Origin of the sequence: Agrococcus terreus, assembly GCF_014645235.1 — a bacterium.
GTDB lineage: Bacteria > Actinomycetota > Actinomycetes > Actinomycetales > Microbacteriaceae > Agrococcus > Agrococcus terreus.
This window is the reverse complement of sequence record NZ_BMLM01000002.1, coordinates 157,314-177,744: the sequence shown is the minus strand read 5'-3', so window position 1 is coordinate 177,744 and position 20,431 is coordinate 157,314. Positions and strand designations below refer to the sequence as shown.

The window sequence follows — 20,431 nt, the reverse complement described above, 5'->3', positions numbered from 1 at the left end:
CGGATGTGGACGCCCGCTGTGGGGCGGTCGGGGATGCCGCGGGCCGGCTCAGTCGCCGAAGCCGCCGCCTCCGCCGCCGAAGTCGCCGCCGCCGCCGGAGAAGCCTCCGAAGCCGCCGCCGAAGAAGCCGCCCCCGCCGCCGCCGAACGAGCCGCCGCCGCCTGAGAAGAGGTCGCCGAGGCCGCCGCCCCCGCCGCCGCCGGAGGCGAAGGGGTCGCTCACCTGGCCGCCGCCGTAGCCGCCGTGGTGGCCGCCGCTCAGCATGTCGCCGAGGACGTAGCCGAGCAGGCCGCCGGTGAGCATGTCCTGCCCGCGGCCGCCGCCTCCGCCGCCCCAGCCGTCCCCTCGGCCACCGCCGTAGCCGCCGCGCCGGTAGTAGGGGTTGCGGACCCCACCGGGCCCGCTCCAGTGGTCGACGTCGTCGTTCGCCTCGCGCTGAGCCTGCTCGGCGAGCTGCGAGGCCTGCTGCGCGAGCGCGATCGCCTGCGCCGGGTCCTGCCGCTCGAAGCGGATCGCTTGGGCGAGGGCGTCCTGCGCGCCGGCGAGGTGCTGCCGGGCGCGCGAGCCGATGCCGATGCGGCGCGAGCGGATGTACTGGTCGGCCATGTCGATGTTCGAGCGCGCTGAGGCGATCCAGCGCTGCAGGTCGCCCGCCGCGCGCTGCTGGCGCTCGCCCTCGGCGCGCACCTGGCCGGTGGCCTCGTCGAGGCGCTGGTTGGCGCGCTGGAGGGTCGAGAGCACCTGCAGCGTGTCGACGGGCACGGCGCGCGCCTGCGCGACGCCCTGCTCGACGAGGTCGATGAGGGGGCGCAGGTCGACGGGGCCGCGCGGCAGCGAGCGCGCGGTGGCGATGTCGCCGACGGAGTCCTCGACGAGCGCCGCGAGCTGCTGGGACGCGGTGGCGAGGTCGTCCTCGGCGCGCTCGACGCCCGCGAGCAGCCCGGAGGCCTGCGCGAGCTCGGCCTCGGCGGTGCGCACGGCGACCGCGGCCTTCGAGCCGTCGCCCGCCGCGACCGCCTGGCGGCCGACCGCGATGGCTTCGTCGACGGCGGGGAGCAGCCGCTCGGCGCCCGCGATGTTCTGCTGGATGGGCGCGATCGACGAGCCCGTGTGCTGGCGCGCGAGCTGCTCGAGCGTGCGCCGCGAGCCGCCGATGCGCTCGCCGAGCTGCGTGCGCAGCTGCGCGGCGTGCTCGATCGCCTGCGGCGCGGTGTGCTCGAGGTCGCGGAGCTGGTCGAACGAGGCGGCGTGGCCGGCGAGCTCGCGCCCGGCGCCGTCGGCGATCTGCAGGATGCGGCTCGACCAGTCGTGCCGCTCCTGGTCGGTGTCGGGGAAGGCGTCGTCGAGCTGCTGCTGCAGCTGGAAGGCCTCGCGCAGGCCGTCGCGGGCCTTCTGCAGCGCCTCCTGGTAGGGCCGCACGGCGTCGTCGCCGAACTGGGCGCCGGCGAAGGCGAGCTCCTGCTCGCTCTGCTGGACCGTGTCGTCGAGCTGCACGAGCGCGATGTCGGCGCGCTGCTTCAGCTCGTCGAGGCTCAGCTGCTGCTGCTGGGCGGCCTCGCGCTCGCCCTTGCGGCGGCGGTTCGCGCGCACGCCGCGGGCGATGCCCCACGCGCCGACGCCGACGACGGCGCCGCCGCCGACGAGCGCGACGATCGGCCAGACGGCCGAGCCGTCGACGTTCACCTCGGTGCCGCCCGAGCCCCCGGAGCCGGTGCCGCCCGAGCCGCCGCCGCCCGCGGCGGCCTCGACGACCGCGGCGCTGAAGCCGGTGATGGCGCCGGGGACGTCGCCGTTGTCGAGCCCCGGCACGAGCGACGACTGGCCGAGCTGGTTCACCTCGGCGTCGCTGAGCGGGAAGCCGCCGCCGCGCGCGTAGCCCCACTGCTGGTCGCCCATCGCGACCGCGACGAGCAGCGCGGTGCTCGGCAGGCCCGAGGCCTCGGCGGTCTGCACGGCCCAGTCGCCGCGGTCGAGCCCGTCGAAGGAGTCGACCACGACCGCGTAGACGTCGGCGTCGGAGTCGGCGTTCCGCTCCTCGAGGGTCGTCGCGATCTCGGCGGCGTCGTCGGCGTAGTCGCCCGTGGTGTCGACGAAGGCGTCGCCGCCCAGGTCGACCGGGTCCTCCGTCGCGAGCGCTCCGGCGCTGAGGCCGAGCAGCCCCGCCGAGCCGATGGCGAGCACCGCGAGCGCGCGGATCCGGACCTGCATCTTCCACTCCCTCGGCCGACGGATCAGGCTGTCGGCTCGCGGCCGAGCCTAGCCAGCGAACCTCGCCCCTCGCCTGGGAATCGAGCATCGCTCGGACGCTCTCGGCGAACGGTCGGCGGCGGTGGGGCAGCGCCGATCACGGCGCCCAGGGATCGCCGACCGCGGTCACGGGCCTGCCGTCGGAGGTACCGAGCACGAGCGGCGCCGGGACGGCGGCGGCCTCGATCCCGCAGCCGACGCCGGGGTCGGTCGCGACGGGCACGTCGTCGAGCACGACCGTGCCACCGCCCGCGCCCGTGCTCGCCTCTCGCACCGACACCGCCGGCGCGAGCTGCGACGCGTCGGGGGCCGACACGATGCGGAGCGGGCCCCCGCCGGCCTCCACCTGCGCGATGCCGAGCGCCTCGACGACCAGGTCGCCGCCCGCCGCAGGGAAGTCGATCTCGATCGAGGCGAGGCCGTCGGCGGGATCGTCGAGGAAGCGCAGCCCGATGCCGGTGTCCGCGCGGAGCGCGCGGTACGCGCACGCTCCCGCGACGGAGCCGCCGTCGGCGCCGGTGCCGGCGTCACCGGCGCCCGAGCCCTCCTCGGGCTGGCCAGCCGACTCCTGCCCGGCCACCTCCGGCGCCGGGGCGCCCGCGTCGCTCTCCGGCCGCTCCGCCATCGTCGACGTGCTGCTCGGCAGCAGCGCCGGCGCCGCGAACGGCGCGATCGCGAGCACCGCGGCGAGGCCCGTCGCGCCCGCGAGGGCGGCCGTCTTCGGGCGGCGCCTGCGCCGCGCATCCGCGACCGCGGCGTCCACGTCGAGCCCGCCGGCAGGGGGCCCGGGGATCTCCCGCAGCCGCCGCCGCAGCTCCTGCTCGTCGGTCATCGCACCTCCTCCCGTCCGTCGCGCGGGCGGCCGTCGAGGCGCTCGCCGCGCTCCCGCTCGCGCTCCAGCATCCCGCGCAGCTTCGCCAGCGCATCCGACAGGTAGCGCTTCACGGCGCCGGCCGAGATGCCGAGCTCGGCAGCCACCTGGTCGACGGTGCGGTCCTCGTCGTAGCGGAGCACGATGCACGCCCGTTCGCGCGGCGTGAGCCGCTGGAGCCGCGCCGCCATGTCGAGCCGCTCGCCCGTGAGGGTCGAGCCGGAGTCGAGGCGCTCGCGGTCGACGACGAGCGGCGAGATGCGGCGCCAGCGCTGCCGCCGGCGCGCGCCGTCGAGGAAGCGGTTCGCGATCGCGCGCCGCACGTACGCCTCCGCCTGCTCCACCGCGAAGCCGTTCCGCAGTCGGCCGAACGTCGCGGCCAGGGCGTCCTGCACCATGTCGCGGGCCTCCTCCTCGTCTCCGGTGAGGAGGGTCGCGTACCGCACGAGCGCCTCGCCGCGCTCGGCGACCAGCTCGGCGACGACCAGCTCCCACCGGGCGCTCACGCGATGCCTCCTCTGCTCCCTAGGACGAACGAGCGCATCGGAGGGTTGGGGTCAGATCGCGTCGCGCATGCGCGCGGCGAGTCGCGGATGCGTGGGCTCGAGGTGGGCGATGACGGAGGCGCGCGTCTCGGCGCTCTTGTTCTGGCTCATCTTCGACTTCGCGTCGAAGGCCGTGACGCGCAGGCGGAGGCCGATCGTGCCCATCGCGAGGCCGCGGTTGTCGTCGTCGGAGATGTCGAGCGCGACGCCGTCCGGTCCCTCGAAGTGCGCGACGAGGCGGCGCAGCACGCGCAGGTTCTCGTCGGCGTCGACCACCTCGACCGCGCACTGCAGCGTCGCCATCTCGAAGTTCCAGGTGGGCACCTGGCCGGCGTCAGCGCCGAGGTACCAGGAGGGCGAGACGTAGCCGTGCTCGCCCTGGACGACCACGAGCATCCGGTGCCCGCCCTCGGGCGCCTCGGCGAGCAGGCCGTGGAGGCGGGCGTCGGCGCGGCCGAGGTGCGTGACGAGCACGATGCCGTCGTCGGGCGCGGCCTCGACGTCGAGCAGCACGGGGGAGGGGGATGCCACGGGGCCGCCGGCCGGGTGCGAGACGAGCGTCATCCACGGCGCGCGGCGGATGAGCGCGCGCACCTCGTGCTCGTCGATGCGGTAGAGCGGGTTGGGCTGCACCCTCCGAGCATCCCACCGCCCGGCCCCGCCACCCACTCCCGCCATCCGGAAACGCCGAACTTCCCCGAGTCCCCGCTTTCGGCCTGAACAGCGGGGATTCGGGGAAGTTCGACGGATGCGCGGCAAGGGCGCCGCTCGGGCCGCTCAGGCGGCGACGGCCGAGTGCACCTGCTCGAGGCGCCAGCGCACGTGGTTCAGCTGGCGCACGAGGCCGGTGGGCAGGGAGCGGCCGAACTGGCCGAAGAAGGCTTCGACGTCGACGAGCTCGGCGAGCCACGCCTTCGCGTCGACCTCGAACAGCTCGTCGACGACGGCGGGGTCCAGGTCGAGGCCGGCGAGGTCGAGGGCGCCCTCGGCCGGCAGCACGCCGATCGCGGTGTCGATGCCCGCCGCGGTGCCGGCGACGCGGCCGGCGATCCACTCGAGCACGCGGGCGTTCTCGCCGAACCCGGGCCACAGGAAGCCGCCCTCGTCGTCGCGGCGGAACCAGTTCACCGAGAAGATCTTCGGCGCGCCGCGGCCGAGGCGGTGGCCCATGTCGACCCAGTGCGCGAAGTAGTCGCCCATGTTGTAGCCGCAGAAGGGCAGCATCGCGAACGGGTCGCGACGGATCTCGCCCACCGGGCCCTCCGCGGCGGCCGTCTGCTGGCTCGAGATGGTCGCGCCGACGTAGACGCCGTGCTCCCAGTCGCGCGCCTGCAGCACGAGCGGCACCTGCGTGGGGCGGCGGCCGCCGAACACGATCGCGTCGATCGGCACGCCCTCCGGCGCCTCCCAGTCCGGTGCGATCGACGGGCACTGGTCGGCGCGCACCGTGAAGCGGGCGTTGGGGTGCGCGGCCGGGCCGCGGGCGGGGTCGTGCGGGCGGCCCTGCCAGTCGATGAGGCCCTCCGGGGCTTCCTTCGACATGCCCTCCCACCAGACGTCGCCGTCGGCGGTCATCGCGACGTTCGTGAAGATCGTGTCCTTGTCGAGCATGGCCATCGCGGTCGGGTTCGACGACTCGCTCGTGCCGGGCGCGACGCCGAAGAAGCCGTTCTCGGGGTTGATGGCCCACAGGCGGCCGTCGGGGCCGGGGCGCATCCAGACGATGTCGTCGCCGAGCGTCTCGACCGTCCAGCCCGGGATCGTCGGCTGCAGCATCGCGAGGTTCGTCTTGCCGCACGCGCTCGGGAAGGCGCCCGCGAGGTGCAGCGTGCGGCCGTCGTCGTGCGTCATGCGGAGCAGCAGCATGTGCTCGGCGAGCCAGCCCTCGTCGCGCGCCTGCACCGAGGCGATGCGGAGCGCGAAGCACTTCTTCGCGAGCAGCGCGTTGCCGCCGTAGGCAGAGCCGAACGACCAGATCTCGCGCGTCTCCGGGAAGTGCGAGATGTAGCGCGTGGGGTTGCAGGGCCAGGCGACGTCGGCCTCGCCCTCGGCGAGCGGCGCGCCCACCGAGTGCACGGCGGGCACCCAGTCGCTCGTGCCCCGCATCGCCTCGAGCGCCGGCGTGCCGACGCGCGTCATGACGTGCATCGAGGCGACGACGTAGGGGGAGTCGGTGATCTCGACGCCGAGCTTCGAGATGGGGCCGCCGACGGGGCCCATCGAGAACGGGATGACGTACATCGTACGGCCGCGCATCGCGCCGTCGAAGAGCCCGCCGAGCACCTGGCGCATCGACTGCGGGTCGCGCCAGTTGTTCGTGGGGCCGGCGTCGTCGGCGTCCTCCGCGCAGATGAAGGTGCGGTCCTCCATGCGGGCGACGTCGTCGGGGTTCGAGCGGGCCAGGTAGCTGCCGGGGCGCTTCGGGACCGGGACGATCGTGCCGGCGTCGAGCATCGTCTGCACGAGCGAGGCCCACTCGGCGTCGGTGCCGTCGCACCACTGCACGCGGGCCGGCTCGGTGAGGTCGGCGACCGACTGCACCCAGGCGACGATCGCCGGGTCGGCGCCCTCGGGCGCGCTGACCGAACGGCGGGCCGCGGGGGAGGGGGCTGCCTTCGCGGCGCGGCTGGGGGCGGCGGGGAGGATCGTCATGCATCGAGTCTGCTCGCGCGCGACACGCCGCAGGAGGCTCCGTCGCCAGAAGGATGGCGCGTTCCTTCATCTGCGGAAAGTCGCGCGCCCGGACGGCCGCCCGGCCTCGGCGACGTCGGGTGCGCCCTGTCGTGGCGCGGGTGCATGCGAAGACGGAGTCCTGGCGGGCGTGCGCGGCGGCCCTGCGCGCGCCGGGTCGACGGCGCTGCCGACGAGCGGTGGGTGCGAGGAACATGCGATCTTTCGTATGATGGCTCCATGGTCGACGCCGCAGTCCTCGGGCACCGAATCCGCCACTTCCGGACGCAGTCGGAGCTGACGCTCGACGCGCTCGGCGAGCGCATCGGCCTCGCCGGCAGCCAGCTCTCGCTCATCGAGAACGGCCGCCGCGAGCCCAAGCTGAGCCACCTGCAGGCGATCGCCGAGGTGCTCGGCGTGAGCACGGCGGAGCTGCTCGACCCGGAGCCGCCCAGCCCGCGCTCCCGCCTCGAGCTCGACCTGCAGCGGCTGCAGGAGGGCGCGAGCTACCGGCGCCTGGGCCTGCCGGCCGTGCGACCGAGCCGCGCGATGGGCGACGACGTGCTCGGGGCCCTCGTCGGCCTCCACCGCGAGCTCGACCGCCGCAGCCGCGAGGCGATCGCGACGCCCGAGCAGGCCCGCCGCGACGCGACCACGCTCCGGCACGAGATGCGCGAGCGCGCGAACGCGCTGCCCGAGCTCGACGAGCTCGCCGAGCGGCAGCTCGACGCCGTCGGCTACGAGGGCGGCAGCGTCACGCACCGCACGGTGAGCGAGATGGCGGCGCGGCTGGGCTTCGAGCTCGTCTACGTCACCGACATGCCGCACTCCGCGCGCTCGGTCACCGACCTCGAGAACGGCCGCATCTACCTGCCGCCCGCGTCGATCCCCGGCGGCCACGGCCTCCGCTCCATGGCGCTCCAGGCGATCGCGCACCGCCTGCTCCAGCACCGCGAGCCCGCCGACTACCGCGAGTTCCTGCAGCAGCGGCTCGAGATCAACTACTTCGCGGCCGCGGCGCTCATGCCCCGCTCGCGCGCGGTGGAGCACCTGCGCCGCGCGAAGCGGGAGCGGAACCTCGCCGTCGAGGACTTCCGCGACGCGTTCGGCGTGACGCACGAGACGGCGGCGATGCGGTTCACGAACCTCGCCACCGACCTCGACCTGCAGGTGCACTTCCTGCGCGTGGGCGAGGACGGCGCGCTCTCGCGCGTCTACGAGAACGACGGCCTGCCCGTGCCGGTCGACGCCTCCGGCCACGCGGAGGGCCAGCTCGTGTGCCGGCGCTTCGCCGCCCGCACCGCGTTCGAGCGGACCTCGCGGACGACGGAGTTCTACCAGTACACCGACACGCCCGAGGGCACCTTCTGGTGCTCGACGCAGACGGGCTCGGGCACCGACGGCGAGTTCTCGATCTCGTTCGGCGTGCGCTTCGACGACGCGAAGTGGTTCCGCGGCGCGCAGACCGCGTTCCGCGAGCACTCGACCTGCCCCGACGTCCGCTGCTGCGCGAGCCCCGACTCCGCGCTCGTCGACCGCTGGCGGCAGCACTCCTGGGCCTCGGCGCGCATGCACCAGCACACGCTCGCCCCGCTGCCGTCGGGCACCTACCCGGGCGTCGACGACAGCGAGCTCTACGCCTTCCTCGAGCGCCATGCGCCGGCGCTGTGACGGCCCGGCGGCGGGCCCGCGCCGCGCGGTCGCCGCGGCGAGCCGGCCCGTGACGGCAGGGTCGTGATGCGGCGCTGGCCCTGGCTCGGCCGCAGAGGCTCTGGCGCCGGCCGCCGCGGCCTCCGTAGCCTGGTGCCGTCGACGCCGGAGCCGTCCGGCGGGAGCGGAGGAGACGGCATGGCCAGCACCGATCCCGTCGCCGACGCGCTCGACGAGCTGCGCCGCGGCGCGCAGGCGCTCGCGGCGCGCCACCCGGACCTCGACCCGCAGGTCGTCGAGCGGATCGCCTTCGAGTCGCACGAGCGGCTCCCGCGCGCGGCCGAGGAGCGCAGGGTCGAGCAGGCGCTCGCCTTCGCGGCCGACCGGCTCGACGCCGTCGCGCGGGCCGGCCGCGACCGGGTGCCCGGCGAGCCGCTGCGCGTGCTCGTCGAGTCGATCCGCAACGACGGCATCTCGCTCATGGCCGCGGCCTACCTCGATGCGCTCGGCGGCGGTCGGGTCGCGGCGCGCTCCGCGGGGCTCAACCCGGCCGCGGAGGCGCTCCGCACCGTGGTCGACGTGATGGCGGAGGACGGCGTCCCGATCGACGGCGCCTACCCGAAGCCCGTCGCGGAGGAGATCGCGCACGACGCCGACGTCGTGGTCGCGATGCTCGTGGAGCATCCCCTCGACCTCGTGCGCGGGCAGCGGCTCGAGACCTGGGACTTCGACGACCCGGCCGGCCTCGGCACCGACGAGGTGCGGCGCATCCGCGACCGCGTGCGGCGCCGCGTCGTCGAGTTCCTCGAGACGCTGCCGGCCTGAGGCGGGCGGATGGCCGACCTCGACGAGCTGCGGCGGCTGCGCGTGGCGCGCTCGCGGATGGACCGCGAGTTCGCCGAGCCGCTCGACGTCGCCGCGCTCGCCCGCACGGCGCTCATGTCGAGCGCGCACTTCTCGCGCCGCTTCCGCGAGGCGTACGGCGAGACGCCCTACCGGTACCTGATGACGCGCCGCGTCGAGCGCGCGGCGGCGATGCTGCGGCGCGGCGACGTGAGCGTCACCGACGCGTGCGTCGCCGTCGGCTGCACGAGCCTCGGCTCGTTCTCGTCGAGCTTCACCGAGCTCCTGGGCGAGACGCCGAGCGCGTACCGCGCCCGCGACCACGGCGAGCTCGAGGGCGTGCCGGGCTGCCAGGCCATGGTGCTCACGCGGCCGCGCGCCGCCGCGCGCTGAGCGGCGCGGATCCGAGCAGGATCGGAGCAGCGTCGCGCGACGCCGCGACGTAGCCTCGTCGCATGAGCGTCTCCATCAGCGCGGTCCACGTCGTCGTCGACGACCCGGATGCCGCCGTCGCCTTCTACCGCGACGTCCTCGGCATGGCCGTCGAGAACCAGGTCGACCAGGGCGGCTTCCGCTGGGTCACCCTCTCGCCGCCCGGGCAGCCGGGCATCCAGCTCGTGCTCTCGCACCCGCGCGCCGGCCGGTCGGAGGCCGACGGGGAGGCGGTCGCGGCGCTGCTGGCGAAGGGCGAGCTCGGCAGCGTCAACCTGCGCGCCGACGACCTCGACGCGGTCTTCGAGCGCGCCGCGGCGCACGAGGGCGCCGAGGTCGTGCAGGAGCCGACCGACCAGTTCTGGGGCGTGCGCGACATCGCGCTGCGCGACCCCGCCGGCAACCTCGTGCGCATCGAGCAGGCGCGGTAGCGCCCGTCGCCGCGCGACGCGCCCGCACGACGTGCGCCGGATGCGGGCCGCGGGCGCCCGACGGGGCTAGCGTGCTCGCATGACGACCGGCGAGGACGCCAGGATCGCGCAGCGCGACCTCACGCTCGACCTCGCGCGCGTGAGCTGCGTGCTGCTCGTCGTCGTCATCCACCTGCTCTTCGTGGGCGTCGGCCGCGGACCCGACGGGCAGCTCGTCATCGAGCGCACCGTCGAGGCGCAGCCGTGGTTCGCGGCGGCGACCTGGATCGGCGACATCATGCCGCTGTTCTTCGTCGTCGGTGGCTTCGCCGCGATGGCGGGCTGGCGCAGCCTGGAGCGGCGCGGCGGCGACGTCGACGCCTTCGTGCGCACGCGCCTCATCCGCCTCGCTCGCCCCGCCCTGCCGCTCCTCGTCGTGCTCGCGCTCGCGCTCCTGGGCGCCTGGGCGCTCGGCGTCGACGCGGCGCTCGTCGACACGGTCGCGATCGGCATCGGCTCGCCGCTGTGGTTCCTGGCGGCGTACGTGCTCGCGCAGGCGCTCGCGCCCGCGATGATCCGCCTCCACTGCCGCGCGCCCGTGCGCACGATGGTCGTGCTGGCGCTCGCGGCCGGCGCGATCGACGCGGTGCGGCTCGCCTCGGGCATCCCGCAGCTCGGCATCCCCAACGTCGTGCTGGTGTGGCTCGCGGTGCAGCAGCTCGGCTTCTGGCTGCACGACGGGTGGTTCCGCCGACGTCAGCCGTGGGCGCTGCTCGCGATCATCGCGGGCGGCTACTCGCTCCTCGGCGTCCTCGTGCCGCTCGCCGGCTACTCGCCGAGCATGCTCACGAACCAGTACCCGCCGACGGTGCCGATGCTCGTGTTCGGCGCGATCCAGGCGGCGGCGCTCACGCTGCTCCACCGGCCGCTCGCGGCGCTCATGGAGACGCGGGCCGCACGGGCCGCCGTGTGGTTCCTCGGCAGCCGGCTCATGACGGTCTACCTGTGGCACCTGCCGATCATCATGGTGCTCACGGGCGTGCAGCTGCTCCTGCCGCTCCCGCTGCCGGAGCCGGGCTCCGCCGTCTGGTGGGCGACCCGCATCCCGATGCTGCTCCTCGTGCTGGCGGTGGTCTGGCTGCTCTCGCTGTGGCTCGTGCGCTACGAGCGCAGCCCCTCGCACCTCGTCGACCCCGTCCATCCGGGCCGCGCCGCCACGGTCGCGGCGGTCGTGCTGTTCGCCGTCGGGCCGACGCTCATCATGGAGCTGGGCCTCGACGCGCTGCTCGCGTGCATTGGCGTCGTCGGGACGACGCTCGCGATCTGGCTCGTGCGCGGGCGGCGCGCCCGGCTCGTCGCGCCGTAGGCGCGCCTGGTCGGCACCGCGCCGTCGGCGGCCGCGAACGTGACGAGGGCGCCGCACCCTGCGGTGCGGCGCCCTCGGTCGGGATGCGTCAGCGCTCGACGAGCGTGTAGCCGGCCTCCGAGACGGCGGCGCGCACGTCGTCGAGGCGCAGCGGCGCGTCAGCGGCGACCGTCACGGTCGAGCGGCCGCCCGCGACGAGCTGCACGTCGACGCCCTCGACGCCGGCCAGGCCCGAGAGCTCCTCGGTGACCGACGAGACGCAGTGGCCGCAGGTCATGCCGTCGACCTCGAACGACTGCGTCGACGTCGCCGCGGCGGTGTCGGCCGACGAGGTCGAGCACGCGCCGCCGCCGCAGCAGCCGCCCGCCTGGGTGTCGACGTCGGCGGGGGAGCTGAGGATCTCGATGGGCTGCTGCACGGTGGTGCCTTCCTGTCGTGGGGTCGCCGGGGCGACGGATGCCGGTGGGGTCAGGACCGGACGAGGCGCGCGATCGCGGCGCTCGCCTCGGAGAGCTTGTCCTGGGCGACGGGACCGCCCTGCTCGGCGGCCTCGGCGACGCAGTGCGCGAGGTGGTCCTCGAGCAGCTGCAGCGCCACGGTCTCGAGCGCCTTCGTGGCGGCCGAGACCTGCGTGAGGATGTCGATGCAGTAGGCGTCCTCGTCGACCATGCGGGCGACGCCGCGCACCTGCCCCTCGGCGCGGCGGAGCCGCTTCAAAAGGGCGTCCTTGTCGGAGGCGTAGCCGTGCGTGGTCGTTTCCATGGTGCGATCAGCATACCCCTGCGGGGTATGGATGTCGAGGGTGCGTCCGCTCAGGCGGCGACGGCGTCGCGGTGCTCCGGCGTCGCCCAGCTGCGCCAGAGCGCGGCGAGCTGCGCGTCGAAGAGCGCGTCGGCCTCGTCGGCCGAGTGCAGGCCGAGCAGCTCGAGCGAGATCGAGCCGTGGAGCGCCGCGAAGATCGTGCGGGCGGCCACCTGCGGGTCGCCCTCGAGCACACCCTGCGCGACCGCGTCCTGGACCACCTCGAGCAGCGGCTGCATCGTGCGCTCGCGCGCCTCCTCGACCGCGGCCGAGCCGCGTGCGCCGCCGAAGACGACCTGGAACATGGTGCGGTGCTCGTGCGCCCAGGCGCGGCACGCGTGGGCCAGGCCGAGCACGCGCTCCATCGGGGAACCGGCGGGGGCGTCGAGCTGCGCGTCGACGAACGAGCGCACGGCGCGCAGCGTGATCGCCTCGACGAGCTCGCCGCGCGAGCCGAACAGCGAGTACACGGCGGAGGTCGACGTGCCCACGGATGCGACGAGCGGCCTCAGGGAGAAGTCGGGTCCCTCCGCGGCCATGAGGTCGGTCGCGGCATCGAGCAGCCGCTGGCGCAGCTGCTCGTCGTGGAGGCGAGGTCTTCCCATGCTCGACAGACTAACCGTTGTGGAACGGTGTTCGGGACTCGCCGCCGTCGGCGTGGCGCTCGCTGTACCCCGATGCTAGCGACCGCGCGGGCCGAGCACGAGGCTCGCCGGTGCTAGATTGGACGTCGCTGCCTCGGCAGCCCGGCCCCCATAGCTCAGGGGATAGAGCGTCTGCCTCCGGAGCAGAAGGCCGTAGGTTCGAATCCTACTGGGGGCACCACCGGCACGGACCGGCCGTCGACGCGGTCCGAGCGGCCGCAGCTGCCGCTCTCAGGCGCCTGCGAGCGCCGCCCACGCGATCCCGACCGCCGCGCCGCCGAGCATCCACGGCCCGAACGGCAGCTCGCCCGAGAGCGACGTGCGCCGCAGCGCGAGCGCGACGAGCGAGACGACGAGCAGCAGCACGAAGCCGGCGAGCACGCCGACGAACGCAGCCGCCCAGCCCATCCAGCCGAGCGCGAGTCCGAGCGGCAGCGACAGCTTCACGTCGCCGAGGCCGAGGCTCGTCGGCGAGATCCAGCCGAGCACGAAGTAGAGGGCGCCGACCGCGAGCATCGCGAGCAGCGCGGTGCCGAGCCGGCCCCACTCGGCGGTGGCGCCGGCCGCGACGAGGAACGAGACGAGCAGGATGCCCGTCGTCGGCCAGACGATCGCGTCCGGCAGGCGGTGCACCGCGAGGTCGATCGCGACGAGCAGGCCGCTCGCGACCGCGAGCGCGGCGAGGCCGACGAGCACCGCGAGGTGGTCGGTCCCCCACGCGGCGCCCGCGCCGGCGACGCCCGCGACCACGGTCGGCACGGCGCGGTGCAGCCACCGCGACGGCTCCTCCGCGATGCGCCTCGCCCACGGCGTGAGCGCCCACGCAGCAGCCGCGCACAGCGCGGCGACGACCAGGATCGCGACGGGCGGCATGCTGCGGCGGTCAGTCCTCGGTCGGCTCGGGCAGCCCGGCCTCGAGCTCGTCGAACGCCTGCTCCACCAGCTCGACGAGCGAGGGCGTCGTGCCGTCCTGCCGCACCCAGACCCGGATCGCCGTCTTCACCGCGGCGGCGGCGGCCGCGGCGACGAGGCGCGGGAACGTCTCGGTCTCGGCATCCACGTTCGCGCGCTGCGCGACGGAGCGGCGCATCGCGTCCTCGAGGGCGTCGTACTGGGCCATGCGGTGGGGGAGCAGCGCCGGGAAGCGGTCGATGAGCGACTCCTTCTCGCGCACCGACGCGAGCCGGTCCTCGTCCCAGGCGCCGATCGCCTCGACGATCACGGCCCGCAGCGACAGCAGCGGCTCCTCGTCGGCGGGGCGCGCGGCGAGGCCCACGAGCAGCTCGTCCGGTCCATCGCTCGAGGAGGCGACGACGGCCGCCTCCTTCGAGGGGAAGTAGTTCGAGACCGTTCGCGGCGACACGAAGGCGCGCTCGGCGATGTCGTCGATCGTCACGGCGTCGAGCCCGTGCTCGCGGGCGAGCGAGAACGCGGCCTCGGCGATCGTCTGGCGCGTGAGGATCTTCTTGCGCTCGCGGAGGCCCGGGGAGCGCGGTGCGCGCGGCTCGTTCTCAGGCATGGCGCCTCACTGTAGCGACGCGATACCTCATGGATCCGCGGAATCCGCGGAGGCTGGAGCCTGGATGGCTCAGCGGGGCCTCAATCACGGCCGCCTCCCCCCTGCCGGGCTCGTCGGCCGGCCTTCGTCGGCGCTGCGGAACGGAATCCTGGTCCATCAGGAGAACAGTGGTGCATAACGCCGTTTCGTCCAAGGTACGCCCGCGGCGAGCGAAGTGCGAAGCCTGCGCTTCTGCTCCTGAGGCTTTCTTGCGGTTGCGGAATGTTGCGTGTTGAGCACCGGCGTGTCACGATCCTTGTCGTCGCACCACTCGATGTGACGTTCGAAGCAGCACCGGAACCCAGCACCGGGCCTGTCACGAAGGACTCCACCATGTACGCAGTCATCACTTCCCTCCAGTCGGCCGTCGCCGACCGCTTCAGCTCGAAGGACCGCGGCGCGACCGCGGTCGAGTACGGCCTGCTCGTCGGCCTCATGGCCGTCGCCGTCGTCGTCGCCGTCGTCCTGCTCGGTCCGATCCTCAACGACCTGTTCCAGAGCGCCAGCGGCGCGATCACGGACGGCACCACGCAGCTCGAGAGCGGCACGGGCGGCACGGGCGGCACGGGCGGCACGGGCGGCGGGGAGTAGTCGAGCGCTGATCGATCCGCGGTGCGGCACGGCTCAGCGCCGCGCCGCACCGCGGCTTTTCACGGATCGATGGATCGCCTGGGGAGGTGAGCGACGATGAGCACGATCAAGGACCGCGGCGCAGCCGCCGTCGAGTTCGCCATCGTCCTGCCACTGCTGCTGGTGGTGACGTTCGGCATCATCGCCTTCGGCTACGCATGGCACGTCCAGACGGTGCTCGACAACGCGGCCCGTCAGGCTGTCCGCGTCGCAGCGCTAGACAGCTCGCCGCAGCGAATCGCCAACGCTCGCCAGGCCGCGATCGATGCCGCCCGGCCGAGCGTCTCGCTCGTCGCCGACCAGATCGCGGTCGCACCTGCGACCTGCACGGTCGGGGCCAACGTCACGGCCACGGTGACCGTCTCCGACTTCGCCCTCGTCGGCGGCTTCGGCGACGTCACGCTCATCGGAAGGGGGACCATGCGATGCAACGGCTGAAGCGGTCTCGCAGAGATCGGGGCGCCGTCGCGATCTGGGTCGGTGTCCTCATGGTCCCGTTCCTGGTGCTCTCGGCGCTCGCGATCGACATCGCCAGCATGAACGCCGACCAGCAGAGACTGCAGACCGGCGCGGATGCAGCGGCGCTCGCCGTGGCGCAGCAGTGCGGCCACGGCACGAACTGCAACACCACCTCGGCGCAGACCACCGCTGGGCAGCTGGCCGGCGCGAACGACCCGATGGGCGGCCACGCGGCCGCAGCGGTCGACCTCGACACCGCGCGCGGCATCGTCGAGGTCGAGACGAGCTCGACGCGGGACTACCTGTTCGGGCCCGTGATCGGAGTCGAGAGCACCGACGTCAGCGCGCGCGGCGCGGCCCAGTGGGGTTACCCGACAGGCGGAGCGCACTTCCCGCTCGCGATCTCGTGGTGCGAGGTGCTCCACTTCTCGCGGGCGACGCCCATCTACAACGCTGCAGGGCAGGTCATCGGCCTCGACATCCCGCCGACCTCAGGCAACGTCACGATCTACGCGAAGAGCAATCGCAGCAGCGACTTCCACGCGTGCCCGAGCGGCACCCGCTTCCCGCCGCCCCCACCGAGCGGTCCGAACGGGGCTGCACCGGCAGGCGGATTCAGCTGGCTCGTGGAGAGCGGCACCGGCACCTGCGCAGGACTCGCGACGACCTCCGGCATGTGGATCAGCTCCGATACCGGCAACGACCGGCCGGACCACTGCTCCGCGGCCGACGTCCGCAGCATGATCGGCACGTCGATGCTGCTGCCCGTCTACGACCGCACGAACGGCCTCACCGGCAGCAACGCCAAGTACCACATCTTCGGCTACATCGGCTTCCGCCTCGAGTCGTTCTACTTCGGGAGCGGGTACTCCTCCGCTCCGGCCGCCGCCGAGCCGTGCGGGAACCCCGCCCGATGCATCCGCGGCGCGATCGTCGAGTTCGTCGACCTCGACGATGCCATGACCATCTCGCCCAGCGGGCCCCAGTTCGGCGCGAGCATCGTGCAGCTCAGGCTGCCCGAGGGAGGCTGACATGATCCGTCGCATCATCATCGGAGGGCTCGCCCTCGTGCTCGCCGTCGTCGGCGGCGCCCTCACCTTCGCCTACGCCACCGGCGCCGACGCGCGCGCGATGGCCCGCATGGCTCCCGAGCAGGTGCTCGTCGTCTCGCAGGCCATCCCGCAGGGCACGCCTGTCGAGTCGATCGCCGAGAGCCTCTCCGTGCAGGAGATCCCGTCGGCGGCCGTCGTGCCGGGCGCGCTCACCGACCTCTCGTCGCTCTCCGGGCAGGTGACCACCACCGAGCTGCAGGTCGGCGAGCAGCTGCTCGCGACCCGGTTCGCCGCTCCCGAGGCGCTGCCCGGCGCGGTCGAGATCCCTGCCGGCGCCCATCAGCTCACGATCGAGCTGGAGTCACGACGCGTGCTCGGCGGCGAGCTGGTGCCGGGCGACCTCGTCGGCATCTTCGTCACCCGCGACGGCGCGGACGAGGCGATCAGCGCCGAGACCCACCTCGTCATCAACAAGGCGCTCGTGACCGACGTCCGCGGCGGCGTCTCGATGGGCGTCGACGAGAACGGCAACGAAGTGGAGAACGGGCCCGCGGGCACGGTCTCCGTCACCATCGCCGTCCCCACGGCAGAGGCCGAGCTGGTCGTCTACGCCGCGGAGGAGGAGCGGATCTGGCTGTCGCTCGAATCGCCCGACGCGCCCGAGGACGGCACCCGCATCGTCGACCGGGAGGTGATCTTCCAATGAGCAACGTGCTCCTCGCCACCGACAGCACCGATCTGCATCAGCGGGTCCACGAGGCGTCGGGCGGCACCTGCATCGCCGTGCCCTCGCACCCCCTGCCCGCGGACCCGTCGCGCCTGCTCGCCCTCGTGCAGCACGAGACGCTGCCCGACATCCTCGTCCTCGACGCGAGCCGCGCGCCGCAGGAGGCGCTCGACCTCGCCGCTCGGTTCGACCGCGAGCTGCCGGGCACGGGGCTCGTGCTCATCGGCGACCCGGAGGCGCTCGCGCTCGGCGCGATGCGCGCCGGCGTGCGCGACGTCGTCGACGTCGCTGCCGGCGTCGACGAGCTGCGCGCGGCCCTCGGGCGCGTCGCGCAGGGTCTCGCGGTCCGGCGCGCCCAGCCCGTCGACCCCGTGACCGCGCTGCCGATCGCGCAGGCGCCCGGTCGCGTGCTCTCGGTGCTGTCGCCGAAGGGCGGCGCCGGCAAGACGACGCTCGCGACGAACCTCGCGGTGGGACTCGCGGAGAGCGCGCCGGGCGCCGTCGTGCTCGTCGACCTCGACGTGCAGTTCGGCGACGTCGCGACGGCGCTCGGGCTGTCGCCCGAGTACACGCTCGAGTCGGTCGTGCACGGCGCCTCGCTCCACGACCCGATCGCGCTGAAGACGCACCTGACGCTGCACCCCTCCGGACTGTCCGTCATCTGCGCCCCGGAGACCCCCGCGGCCGGCGATACCGTGACGCCCGAGCACGTGAGCGCGCTGCTCGCGACCCTCACGACCCAGTTCCGCTTCGTGGTGGTCGACACCGCCGCAGGCCTCGGCCCGCGCACGCTCGCCGCGCTCGACCACACCACCGATCCGCTGCTCGTCACCACCTTCGACGTCGCCGGCGCGCGGGGACTCGCGAAGGAGATGGCGACGCTCCGCGAGCTCGGCATGCTCACCAACGCGCGCCAGGTCGTGCTGAACTTCGCGGATCCGCGCAGCGGCCTCAGCGAGCAGGACGTCGAGGCGACCATCCGCTCCCGCGTCGACTTCGCCATCCCGTTCTCCCGCGCCGTCACGGCCTCGCTCAACGTGGGCGAGCCGCTCCTCACGCGCAGCCCCCGCGACCCCGTCGCGAAGCAGCTGAAGAAGCTGCTCGGCTACTACGCCGGCGTCGGCTCGCGCCGCGGCATCGGCAGGCACCGGGCCGCAGCATGAGCGGCCTCGCCGAGCGGCTCGGCGTCGCGCGCGCCGGCGCCCCCGCCGAGGCCGAAGCGCCGCTGCGACCGCGAGAGCCGCGGCCCGTGCCGCTGCTGCCCGCCCCGGCCGACGCCGTGCCGGGCGAGGAGCCCGCCGAGGTCGACGCGGCCCCCGAGATCGATGCCCTCCTGCGCGTCAAGGAGCGCGCAGCGGCGACCCTCTTCACGCGCATCGGCACGCGCCTCAACGACCCCACGCTGAGCGAGGACCAGCTGCACGCGCTCGTGCGCGACGAGCTCAACGGCGTCGTCGAGGAGGAGCAGGCGCCGCTCACCGTCGAGGAGCGGCAGCGCCTCATCAACGAGGTGCGCGACGACGTGCTCGGCCTCGGCCCGCTGCAGCGCCTCATCGACGACACGACCGTCACCGAGATCATGGTGAACGGCCCCGACATGGTCTACATCGAGCAGAACGGGAAGCTCTCGCGCGCCGGTGTGCGCTTCACCTCCGAGGATCAGCTGCGCCGCGTCATCGAGCGCATCGTCTCGCGCATCGGCCGCCGCATCGACGAGTCGTCGCCCATGGTCGACGCGCGCCTCGAGGACGGCTCCCGCGTCAACGCGATCATCCCGCCGCTCGCGTTCTCGGGCTCGACGCTGACGATCCGCAAGTTCGCGAAGGACCCGTTCAAGGTCCCCGACCTGATCCGCTTCGGCACCCTCACGCCGCAGATGGCGCACCTGCTCCAGGCGTGCGTCGAGGCGAAGATGAACATCATCGTCTCCGGCGGCACCGGCACCGGCAAGACGACGCTGCTCAACGTGCTCTCCTCCTTCATCCCGCCACGCGAGCGCATCATCACGATCGAGGACGCCGTCGAGCTGCAGCTGCAGCAGGAGCATCTCGTGCGGCTCGAGTCGCGGCCGCCGAACGTGGAGGGCAAGGGCGAGATCACCATCCGCGACCTCGTCAAGAACTCGCTCCGCATGCGGCCCGACCGCATCGTCGTCGGCGAGGTCCGAGGCGGCGAGACGCTCGACATGCTGCAGGCCATGAACACCGGTCATGACGGCTCGCTCTCGACCGTCCACGCGAACACGCCCCGCGACGCCATCGCGAGGCTCGAGACCCTCGTGCTCATGGCGGGCATGGACCTGCCGCTGCGCGCGATCCGCGAGCAGATCGCCTCGGCCGTCGACCTCATCGTGCAGCTCACGCGCCTCCGTGACGGCACGCGGCGCATCACCGCCGTGACCGAGGTGCAGGGCATGGAGGGCCAGACCGTGACGATGCAGGACGTCTTCCTCTTCGACTACGCGGCAGGCGTCGACGCGGCCGGCAAGTTCGTCGGCGTGCCGATCGCCACCGGCGTGCGGCCGAAGTTCACGGAGCGCTTCGACGACCTCGGGATCGAGGTGCCCGCCGGCACCTTCGACCCGCCCGTGCGGCCGTGAGCATCGCGCTCGTCGGCGCAGGCGCCGTCGCCGCGGGCATCGCGGGCGCCGTGGCGCTCGCGGCCATGCCCGGGCGCGAGCGCCTGCCGCGCGACCGCCGCCGCCCGGCGGCGCGCGACGGCGAGGGCGCGCTCGCCGGTGCCGCCGAGGCCGCGAGCGGGCTCATGGGCCGGCTCATCCGCCGCCGCTCGCACGAGCTTGCGGTGAGCCTCGACCTCGCGGGCATCCGGATGCGGCCGCAGGACTTCGCCTTCCTCGTCGCCGTCGGCGTGCTCGTGATGGTCGCGCTCGGCCTGGTGCTGGGCCGCGGCATCCTCGCGCTGCCGATGGGCGCGAGCGCCCTCGTCTTCGCAGCGGGCTTCGTGCGCAGCCGCGTCGCGAAGCGTCGGAAGGCCTTCGCCGACGAGCTCGACGCAACGCTCCAGCTCATGTCGTCGAGCCTGCGCGCGGGGCAGAGCATGATGCAGGCGCTCGCGTCGACCGCGAAGGAGTCGGAGGAGCCGACCGCGTCCGAGCTCGCGCGCGTCGTCAACGAGACGCGCGTCGGCAGGCCTGTCATCGAGGCGCTCGAGGAGTCGGCCGACCGGATGCAGAGCGTCGACTTCCGGTGGGCCACGCAGGCGATCGCGATCAACCGCGAGGTCGGCGGCAGCCTCGCCGACGTGCTCGATGGCGTCGCCGCCACGATCCGCGAGCGCGGCCTCATCCGCCGACAGGTCGCGTCGCTGAGCGCCGAGGGCCGGCTGTCGGGCATCATCCTCATGCTGCTGCCGGTCGCCGTCGCGGGCATCCTCATGCTCACCAACCCGACGTACCTGAAGCCGTTCGTCGAGCACCCCATTGGCCCGTTCCTCATCGTCGGCTGCGTCGTGCTCTTCACGATCGGCGGCATCTGGATGAAGAAGACCGTCGAGATCGAGTTCTGAC

General features: G+C 73.9%; 22 protein-coding genes and 1 tRNA gene. 13 read left to right on the top strand and 10 right to left on the bottom strand.

All coding sequences use genetic code 11. The annotated features are described in order from the left end of the window. Positions 1-48: 48 nt before the first annotated feature. From IEW90_RS13920 to IEW90_RS10645, 5 genes are all read right to left on the bottom strand, one after another. A complete protein-coding gene (locus IEW90_RS13920; protein ID WP_188718275.1) occupies positions 49-2,208 on the bottom strand; it encodes a TPM domain-containing protein in 2,160 nt (719 codons plus the stop codon). A 136-nt stretch (positions 2,209-2,344) separates the two neighbouring features. Further along, on the bottom strand, positions 2,345-3,079 hold the full coding sequence (locus tag IEW90_RS10660; protein WP_188718274.1) for a hypothetical protein: 735 nt from the start codon (positions 3,077-3,079) through the stop codon (positions 2,345-2,347). Next, positions 3,076-3,624, bottom strand: coding sequence for a sigma-70 family RNA polymerase sigma factor (locus IEW90_RS10655; protein WP_188718273.1), 549 nt, complete (start codon positions 3,622-3,624; stop codon positions 3,076-3,078). Before IEW90_RS10655 ends, IEW90_RS10660 begins: the two co-directional genes overlap by 4 nt. Positions 3,625-3,675: 51 nt before the next feature. Then, positions 3,676-4,296, bottom strand: a complete 621-nt coding sequence (locus IEW90_RS10650; protein WP_229679635.1) for an FMN-binding negative transcriptional regulator — start codon at positions 4,294-4,296, stop codon at positions 3,676-3,678. A gap of 144 nt (positions 4,297-4,440) precedes the next feature. Then, entirely contained in the window at positions 4,441-6,315 is a 1,875-nt protein-coding gene (locus tag IEW90_RS10645; protein ID WP_188718271.1) for a phosphoenolpyruvate carboxykinase (GTP), read from the bottom strand. A gap of 258 nt (positions 6,316-6,573) precedes the next feature. On the opposite strand from IEW90_RS10645, the gene IEW90_RS10640 reads away from it, so the two are divergent. The 5 genes from IEW90_RS10640 to IEW90_RS10620 all read left to right on the top strand — a co-directional run bounded on the left by IEW90_RS10640 (position 6,574) and on the right by IEW90_RS10620 (position 11,034). After that, positions 6,574-8,004, top strand: coding sequence for a helix-turn-helix domain-containing protein (locus tag IEW90_RS10640; protein WP_188718270.1), 1,431 nt, complete (start codon positions 6,574-6,576; stop codon positions 8,002-8,004). Positions 8,005-8,181: 177 nt separating this feature from the next. Continuing rightward, positions 8,182-8,808 (top strand): arsenate reductase/protein-tyrosine-phosphatase family protein, encoded by a 627-nt coding sequence (locus IEW90_RS10635; RefSeq protein ID WP_188718269.1) that lies wholly within the window; start codon positions 8,182-8,184, stop codon positions 8,806-8,808. A gap of 9 nt (positions 8,809-8,817) precedes the next feature. Then, positions 8,818-9,219: a helix-turn-helix transcriptional regulator gene (locus IEW90_RS10630; RefSeq protein WP_188718268.1), complete on the top strand. Its 402-nt coding sequence runs from the start codon at positions 8,818-8,820 to the stop codon at positions 9,217-9,219. A 62-nt stretch (positions 9,220-9,281) separates the two neighbouring features. Beyond that, positions 9,282-9,689 (top strand): VOC family protein, encoded by a 408-nt coding sequence (locus tag IEW90_RS10625; protein ID WP_188718267.1) that lies wholly within the window; start codon positions 9,282-9,284, stop codon positions 9,687-9,689. Positions 9,690-9,768: 79 nt separating this feature from the next. Further along, positions 9,769-11,034 carry an acyltransferase family protein gene (locus IEW90_RS10620; protein ID WP_188718266.1) on the top strand — a complete coding sequence of 422 codons (1,266 nt, stop codon included), beginning with the start codon at positions 9,769-9,771 and terminating at the stop codon, positions 11,032-11,034. Positions 11,035-11,122: 88 nt separating this feature from the next. Here IEW90_RS10620 and IEW90_RS10615 read toward each other — a convergent pair whose 3' ends face one another. Genes IEW90_RS10615 through IEW90_RS10605 form a run of 3 tightly spaced genes read right to left on the bottom strand, consistent with a single transcriptional unit; the run spans position 11,123 to position 12,440 of the window. After that, positions 11,123-11,452 (bottom strand): heavy-metal-associated domain-containing protein, encoded by a 330-nt coding sequence (locus tag IEW90_RS10615; protein ID WP_308421877.1) that lies wholly within the window; start codon positions 11,450-11,452, stop codon positions 11,123-11,125. A 50-nt stretch (positions 11,453-11,502) separates the two neighbouring features. After that, positions 11,503-11,796 carry a metal-sensitive transcriptional regulator gene (locus IEW90_RS10610; protein WP_188718265.1) on the bottom strand — a complete coding sequence of 98 codons (294 nt, stop codon included), beginning with the start codon at positions 11,794-11,796 and terminating at the stop codon, positions 11,503-11,505. 50 nt (positions 11,797-11,846) lie between these two features. Then, on the bottom strand, positions 11,847-12,440 hold the full coding sequence (locus IEW90_RS10605) for a TetR/AcrR family transcriptional regulator (protein ID WP_188718264.1): 594 nt from the start codon (positions 12,438-12,440) through the stop codon (positions 11,847-11,849). 144 nt (positions 12,441-12,584) lie between these two features. On the opposite strand from IEW90_RS10605, the gene IEW90_RS10600 reads away from it, so the two are divergent. Then, a tRNA-Arg gene (locus IEW90_RS10600) sits at positions 12,585-12,660 on the top strand. Between the two features lie 50 nt (positions 12,661-12,710). Here the strand turns inward: IEW90_RS10600 and IEW90_RS10595 are convergent. Together IEW90_RS10595 and IEW90_RS10590 are read right to left on the bottom strand one after the other, a co-directional pair. Then, positions 12,711-13,352, bottom strand: coding sequence for an A24 family peptidase (locus IEW90_RS10595; RefSeq protein ID WP_188718263.1), 642 nt, complete (start codon positions 13,350-13,352; stop codon positions 12,711-12,713). Positions 13,353-13,362: 10 nt separating this feature from the next. Beyond that, on the bottom strand, positions 13,363-13,998 hold the full coding sequence (locus IEW90_RS10590) for a TetR/AcrR family transcriptional regulator (protein WP_188718262.1): 636 nt from the start codon (positions 13,996-13,998) through the stop codon (positions 13,363-13,365). Between the two features lie 372 nt (positions 13,999-14,370). Here IEW90_RS10590 and IEW90_RS10585 point away from each other — a divergent pair, with 372 nt between their 5' ends. From IEW90_RS10585 to IEW90_RS10555, 7 genes are all read left to right on the top strand, one after another. Beyond that, on the top strand, positions 14,371-14,628 hold the full coding sequence (locus IEW90_RS10585) for a Flp family type IVb pilin (RefSeq protein WP_188718261.1): 258 nt from the start codon (positions 14,371-14,373) through the stop codon (positions 14,626-14,628). A gap of 96 nt (positions 14,629-14,724) precedes the next feature. Beyond that, positions 14,725-15,105: a TadE family protein gene (locus IEW90_RS10580; protein WP_188718260.1), complete on the top strand. Its 381-nt coding sequence runs from the start codon at positions 14,725-14,727 to the stop codon at positions 15,103-15,105. Then, positions 15,093-16,157: a pilus assembly protein TadG-related protein gene (locus IEW90_RS10575; RefSeq protein WP_268236831.1), complete on the top strand. Its 1,065-nt coding sequence runs from the start codon at positions 15,093-15,095 to the stop codon at positions 16,155-16,157. The genes IEW90_RS10580 and IEW90_RS10575 overlap by 13 nt, the downstream gene beginning before the upstream one ends. Before the next feature lies 1 nt (position 16,158). After that, complete coding sequence (cpaB, locus tag IEW90_RS10570) at positions 16,159-16,884, top strand: Flp pilus assembly protein CpaB (RefSeq protein WP_188718258.1); 726 nt, start codon at positions 16,159-16,161, stop codon at positions 16,882-16,884. Further along, positions 16,881-18,068 (top strand): CpaE/TadZ family protein, encoded by a 1,188-nt coding sequence (locus tag IEW90_RS10565; protein ID WP_188718257.1) that lies wholly within the window; start codon positions 16,881-16,883, stop codon positions 18,066-18,068. Before cpaB ends, IEW90_RS10565 begins: the two co-directional genes overlap by 4 nt. Beyond that, complete coding sequence (locus tag IEW90_RS10560) at positions 18,065-19,504, top strand: TadA family conjugal transfer-associated ATPase (RefSeq protein ID WP_188718256.1); 1,440 nt, start codon at positions 18,065-18,067, stop codon at positions 19,502-19,504. Before IEW90_RS10565 ends, IEW90_RS10560 begins: the two co-directional genes overlap by 4 nt. Continuing rightward, positions 19,501-20,430: a type II secretion system F family protein gene (locus tag IEW90_RS10555; RefSeq protein ID WP_229679634.1), complete on the top strand. Its 930-nt coding sequence runs from the start codon at positions 19,501-19,503 to the stop codon at positions 20,428-20,430. The genes IEW90_RS10560 and IEW90_RS10555 overlap by 4 nt, the downstream gene beginning before the upstream one ends. Position 20,431 lies beyond the last annotated feature (1 nt).

What these genes read in the sequence shown, in the direction of transcription:
- IEW90_RS10560 (WP_188718256.1), top strand. Translation starts at nt 18,065, where the DNA reads ATGAGCGGCCTCGCCGAGCGGCTCGGCGTCGCGCGCGCCGGCGCCCCC.
- IEW90_RS10565 (WP_188718257.1), top strand. Translation starts at nt 16,881, where the DNA reads ATGAGCAACGTGCTCCTCGCCACCGACAGCACCGATCTGCATCAGCGG.
- IEW90_RS10660 (WP_188718274.1), bottom strand. Translation starts at nt 3,079, where the DNA reads ATGACCGACGAGCAGGAGCTGCGGCGGCGGCTGCGGGAGATCCCCGGG.
- IEW90_RS10610 (WP_188718265.1), bottom strand. Translation starts at nt 11,796, where the DNA reads ATGGAAACGACCACGCACGGCTACGCCTCCGACAAGGACGCCCTTTTG.
- IEW90_RS10640 (WP_188718270.1), top strand. Translation starts at nt 6,574, where the DNA reads ATGGTCGACGCCGCAGTCCTCGGGCACCGAATCCGCCACTTCCGGACG.
- cpaB (WP_188718258.1), top strand. Translation starts at nt 16,159, where the DNA reads ATGATCCGTCGCATCATCATCGGAGGGCTCGCCCTCGTGCTCGCCGTC.
- IEW90_RS10595 (WP_188718263.1), bottom strand. Translation starts at nt 13,352, where the DNA reads ATGCCGCCCGTCGCGATCCTGGTCGTCGCCGCGCTGTGCGCGGCTGCT.
- IEW90_RS10605 (WP_188718264.1), bottom strand. Translation starts at nt 12,440, where the DNA reads ATGGGAAGACCTCGCCTCCACGACGAGCAGCTGCGCCAGCGGCTGCTC.
- IEW90_RS10630 (WP_188718268.1), top strand. Translation starts at nt 8,818, where the DNA reads ATGGCCGACCTCGACGAGCTGCGGCGGCTGCGCGTGGCGCGCTCGCGG.
- IEW90_RS10645 (WP_188718271.1), bottom strand. Translation starts at nt 6,315, where the DNA reads ATGACGATCCTCCCCGCCGCCCCCAGCCGCGCCGCGAAGGCAGCCCCC.
- IEW90_RS10635 (WP_188718269.1), top strand. Translation starts at nt 8,182, where the DNA reads ATGGCCAGCACCGATCCCGTCGCCGACGCGCTCGACGAGCTGCGCCGC.
- IEW90_RS10585 (WP_188718261.1), top strand. Translation starts at nt 14,371, where the DNA reads ATGTACGCAGTCATCACTTCCCTCCAGTCGGCCGTCGCCGACCGCTTC.
- IEW90_RS10590 (WP_188718262.1), bottom strand. Translation starts at nt 13,998, where the DNA reads ATGCCTGAGAACGAGCCGCGCGCACCGCGCTCCCCGGGCCTCCGCGAG.
- IEW90_RS13920 (WP_188718275.1), bottom strand. Translation starts at nt 2,208, where the DNA reads ATGCAGGTCCGGATCCGCGCGCTCGCGGTGCTCGCCATCGGCTCGGCG.
- IEW90_RS10625 (WP_188718267.1), top strand. Translation starts at nt 9,282, where the DNA reads ATGAGCGTCTCCATCAGCGCGGTCCACGTCGTCGTCGACGACCCGGAT.
- IEW90_RS10580 (WP_188718260.1), top strand. Translation starts at nt 14,725, where the DNA reads ATGAGCACGATCAAGGACCGCGGCGCAGCCGCCGTCGAGTTCGCCATC.
- IEW90_RS10575 (WP_268236831.1), top strand. Translation starts at nt 15,093, where the DNA reads ATGCAACGGCTGAAGCGGTCTCGCAGAGATCGGGGCGCCGTCGCGATC.
- IEW90_RS10620 (WP_188718266.1), top strand. Translation starts at nt 9,769, where the DNA reads ATGACGACCGGCGAGGACGCCAGGATCGCGCAGCGCGACCTCACGCTC.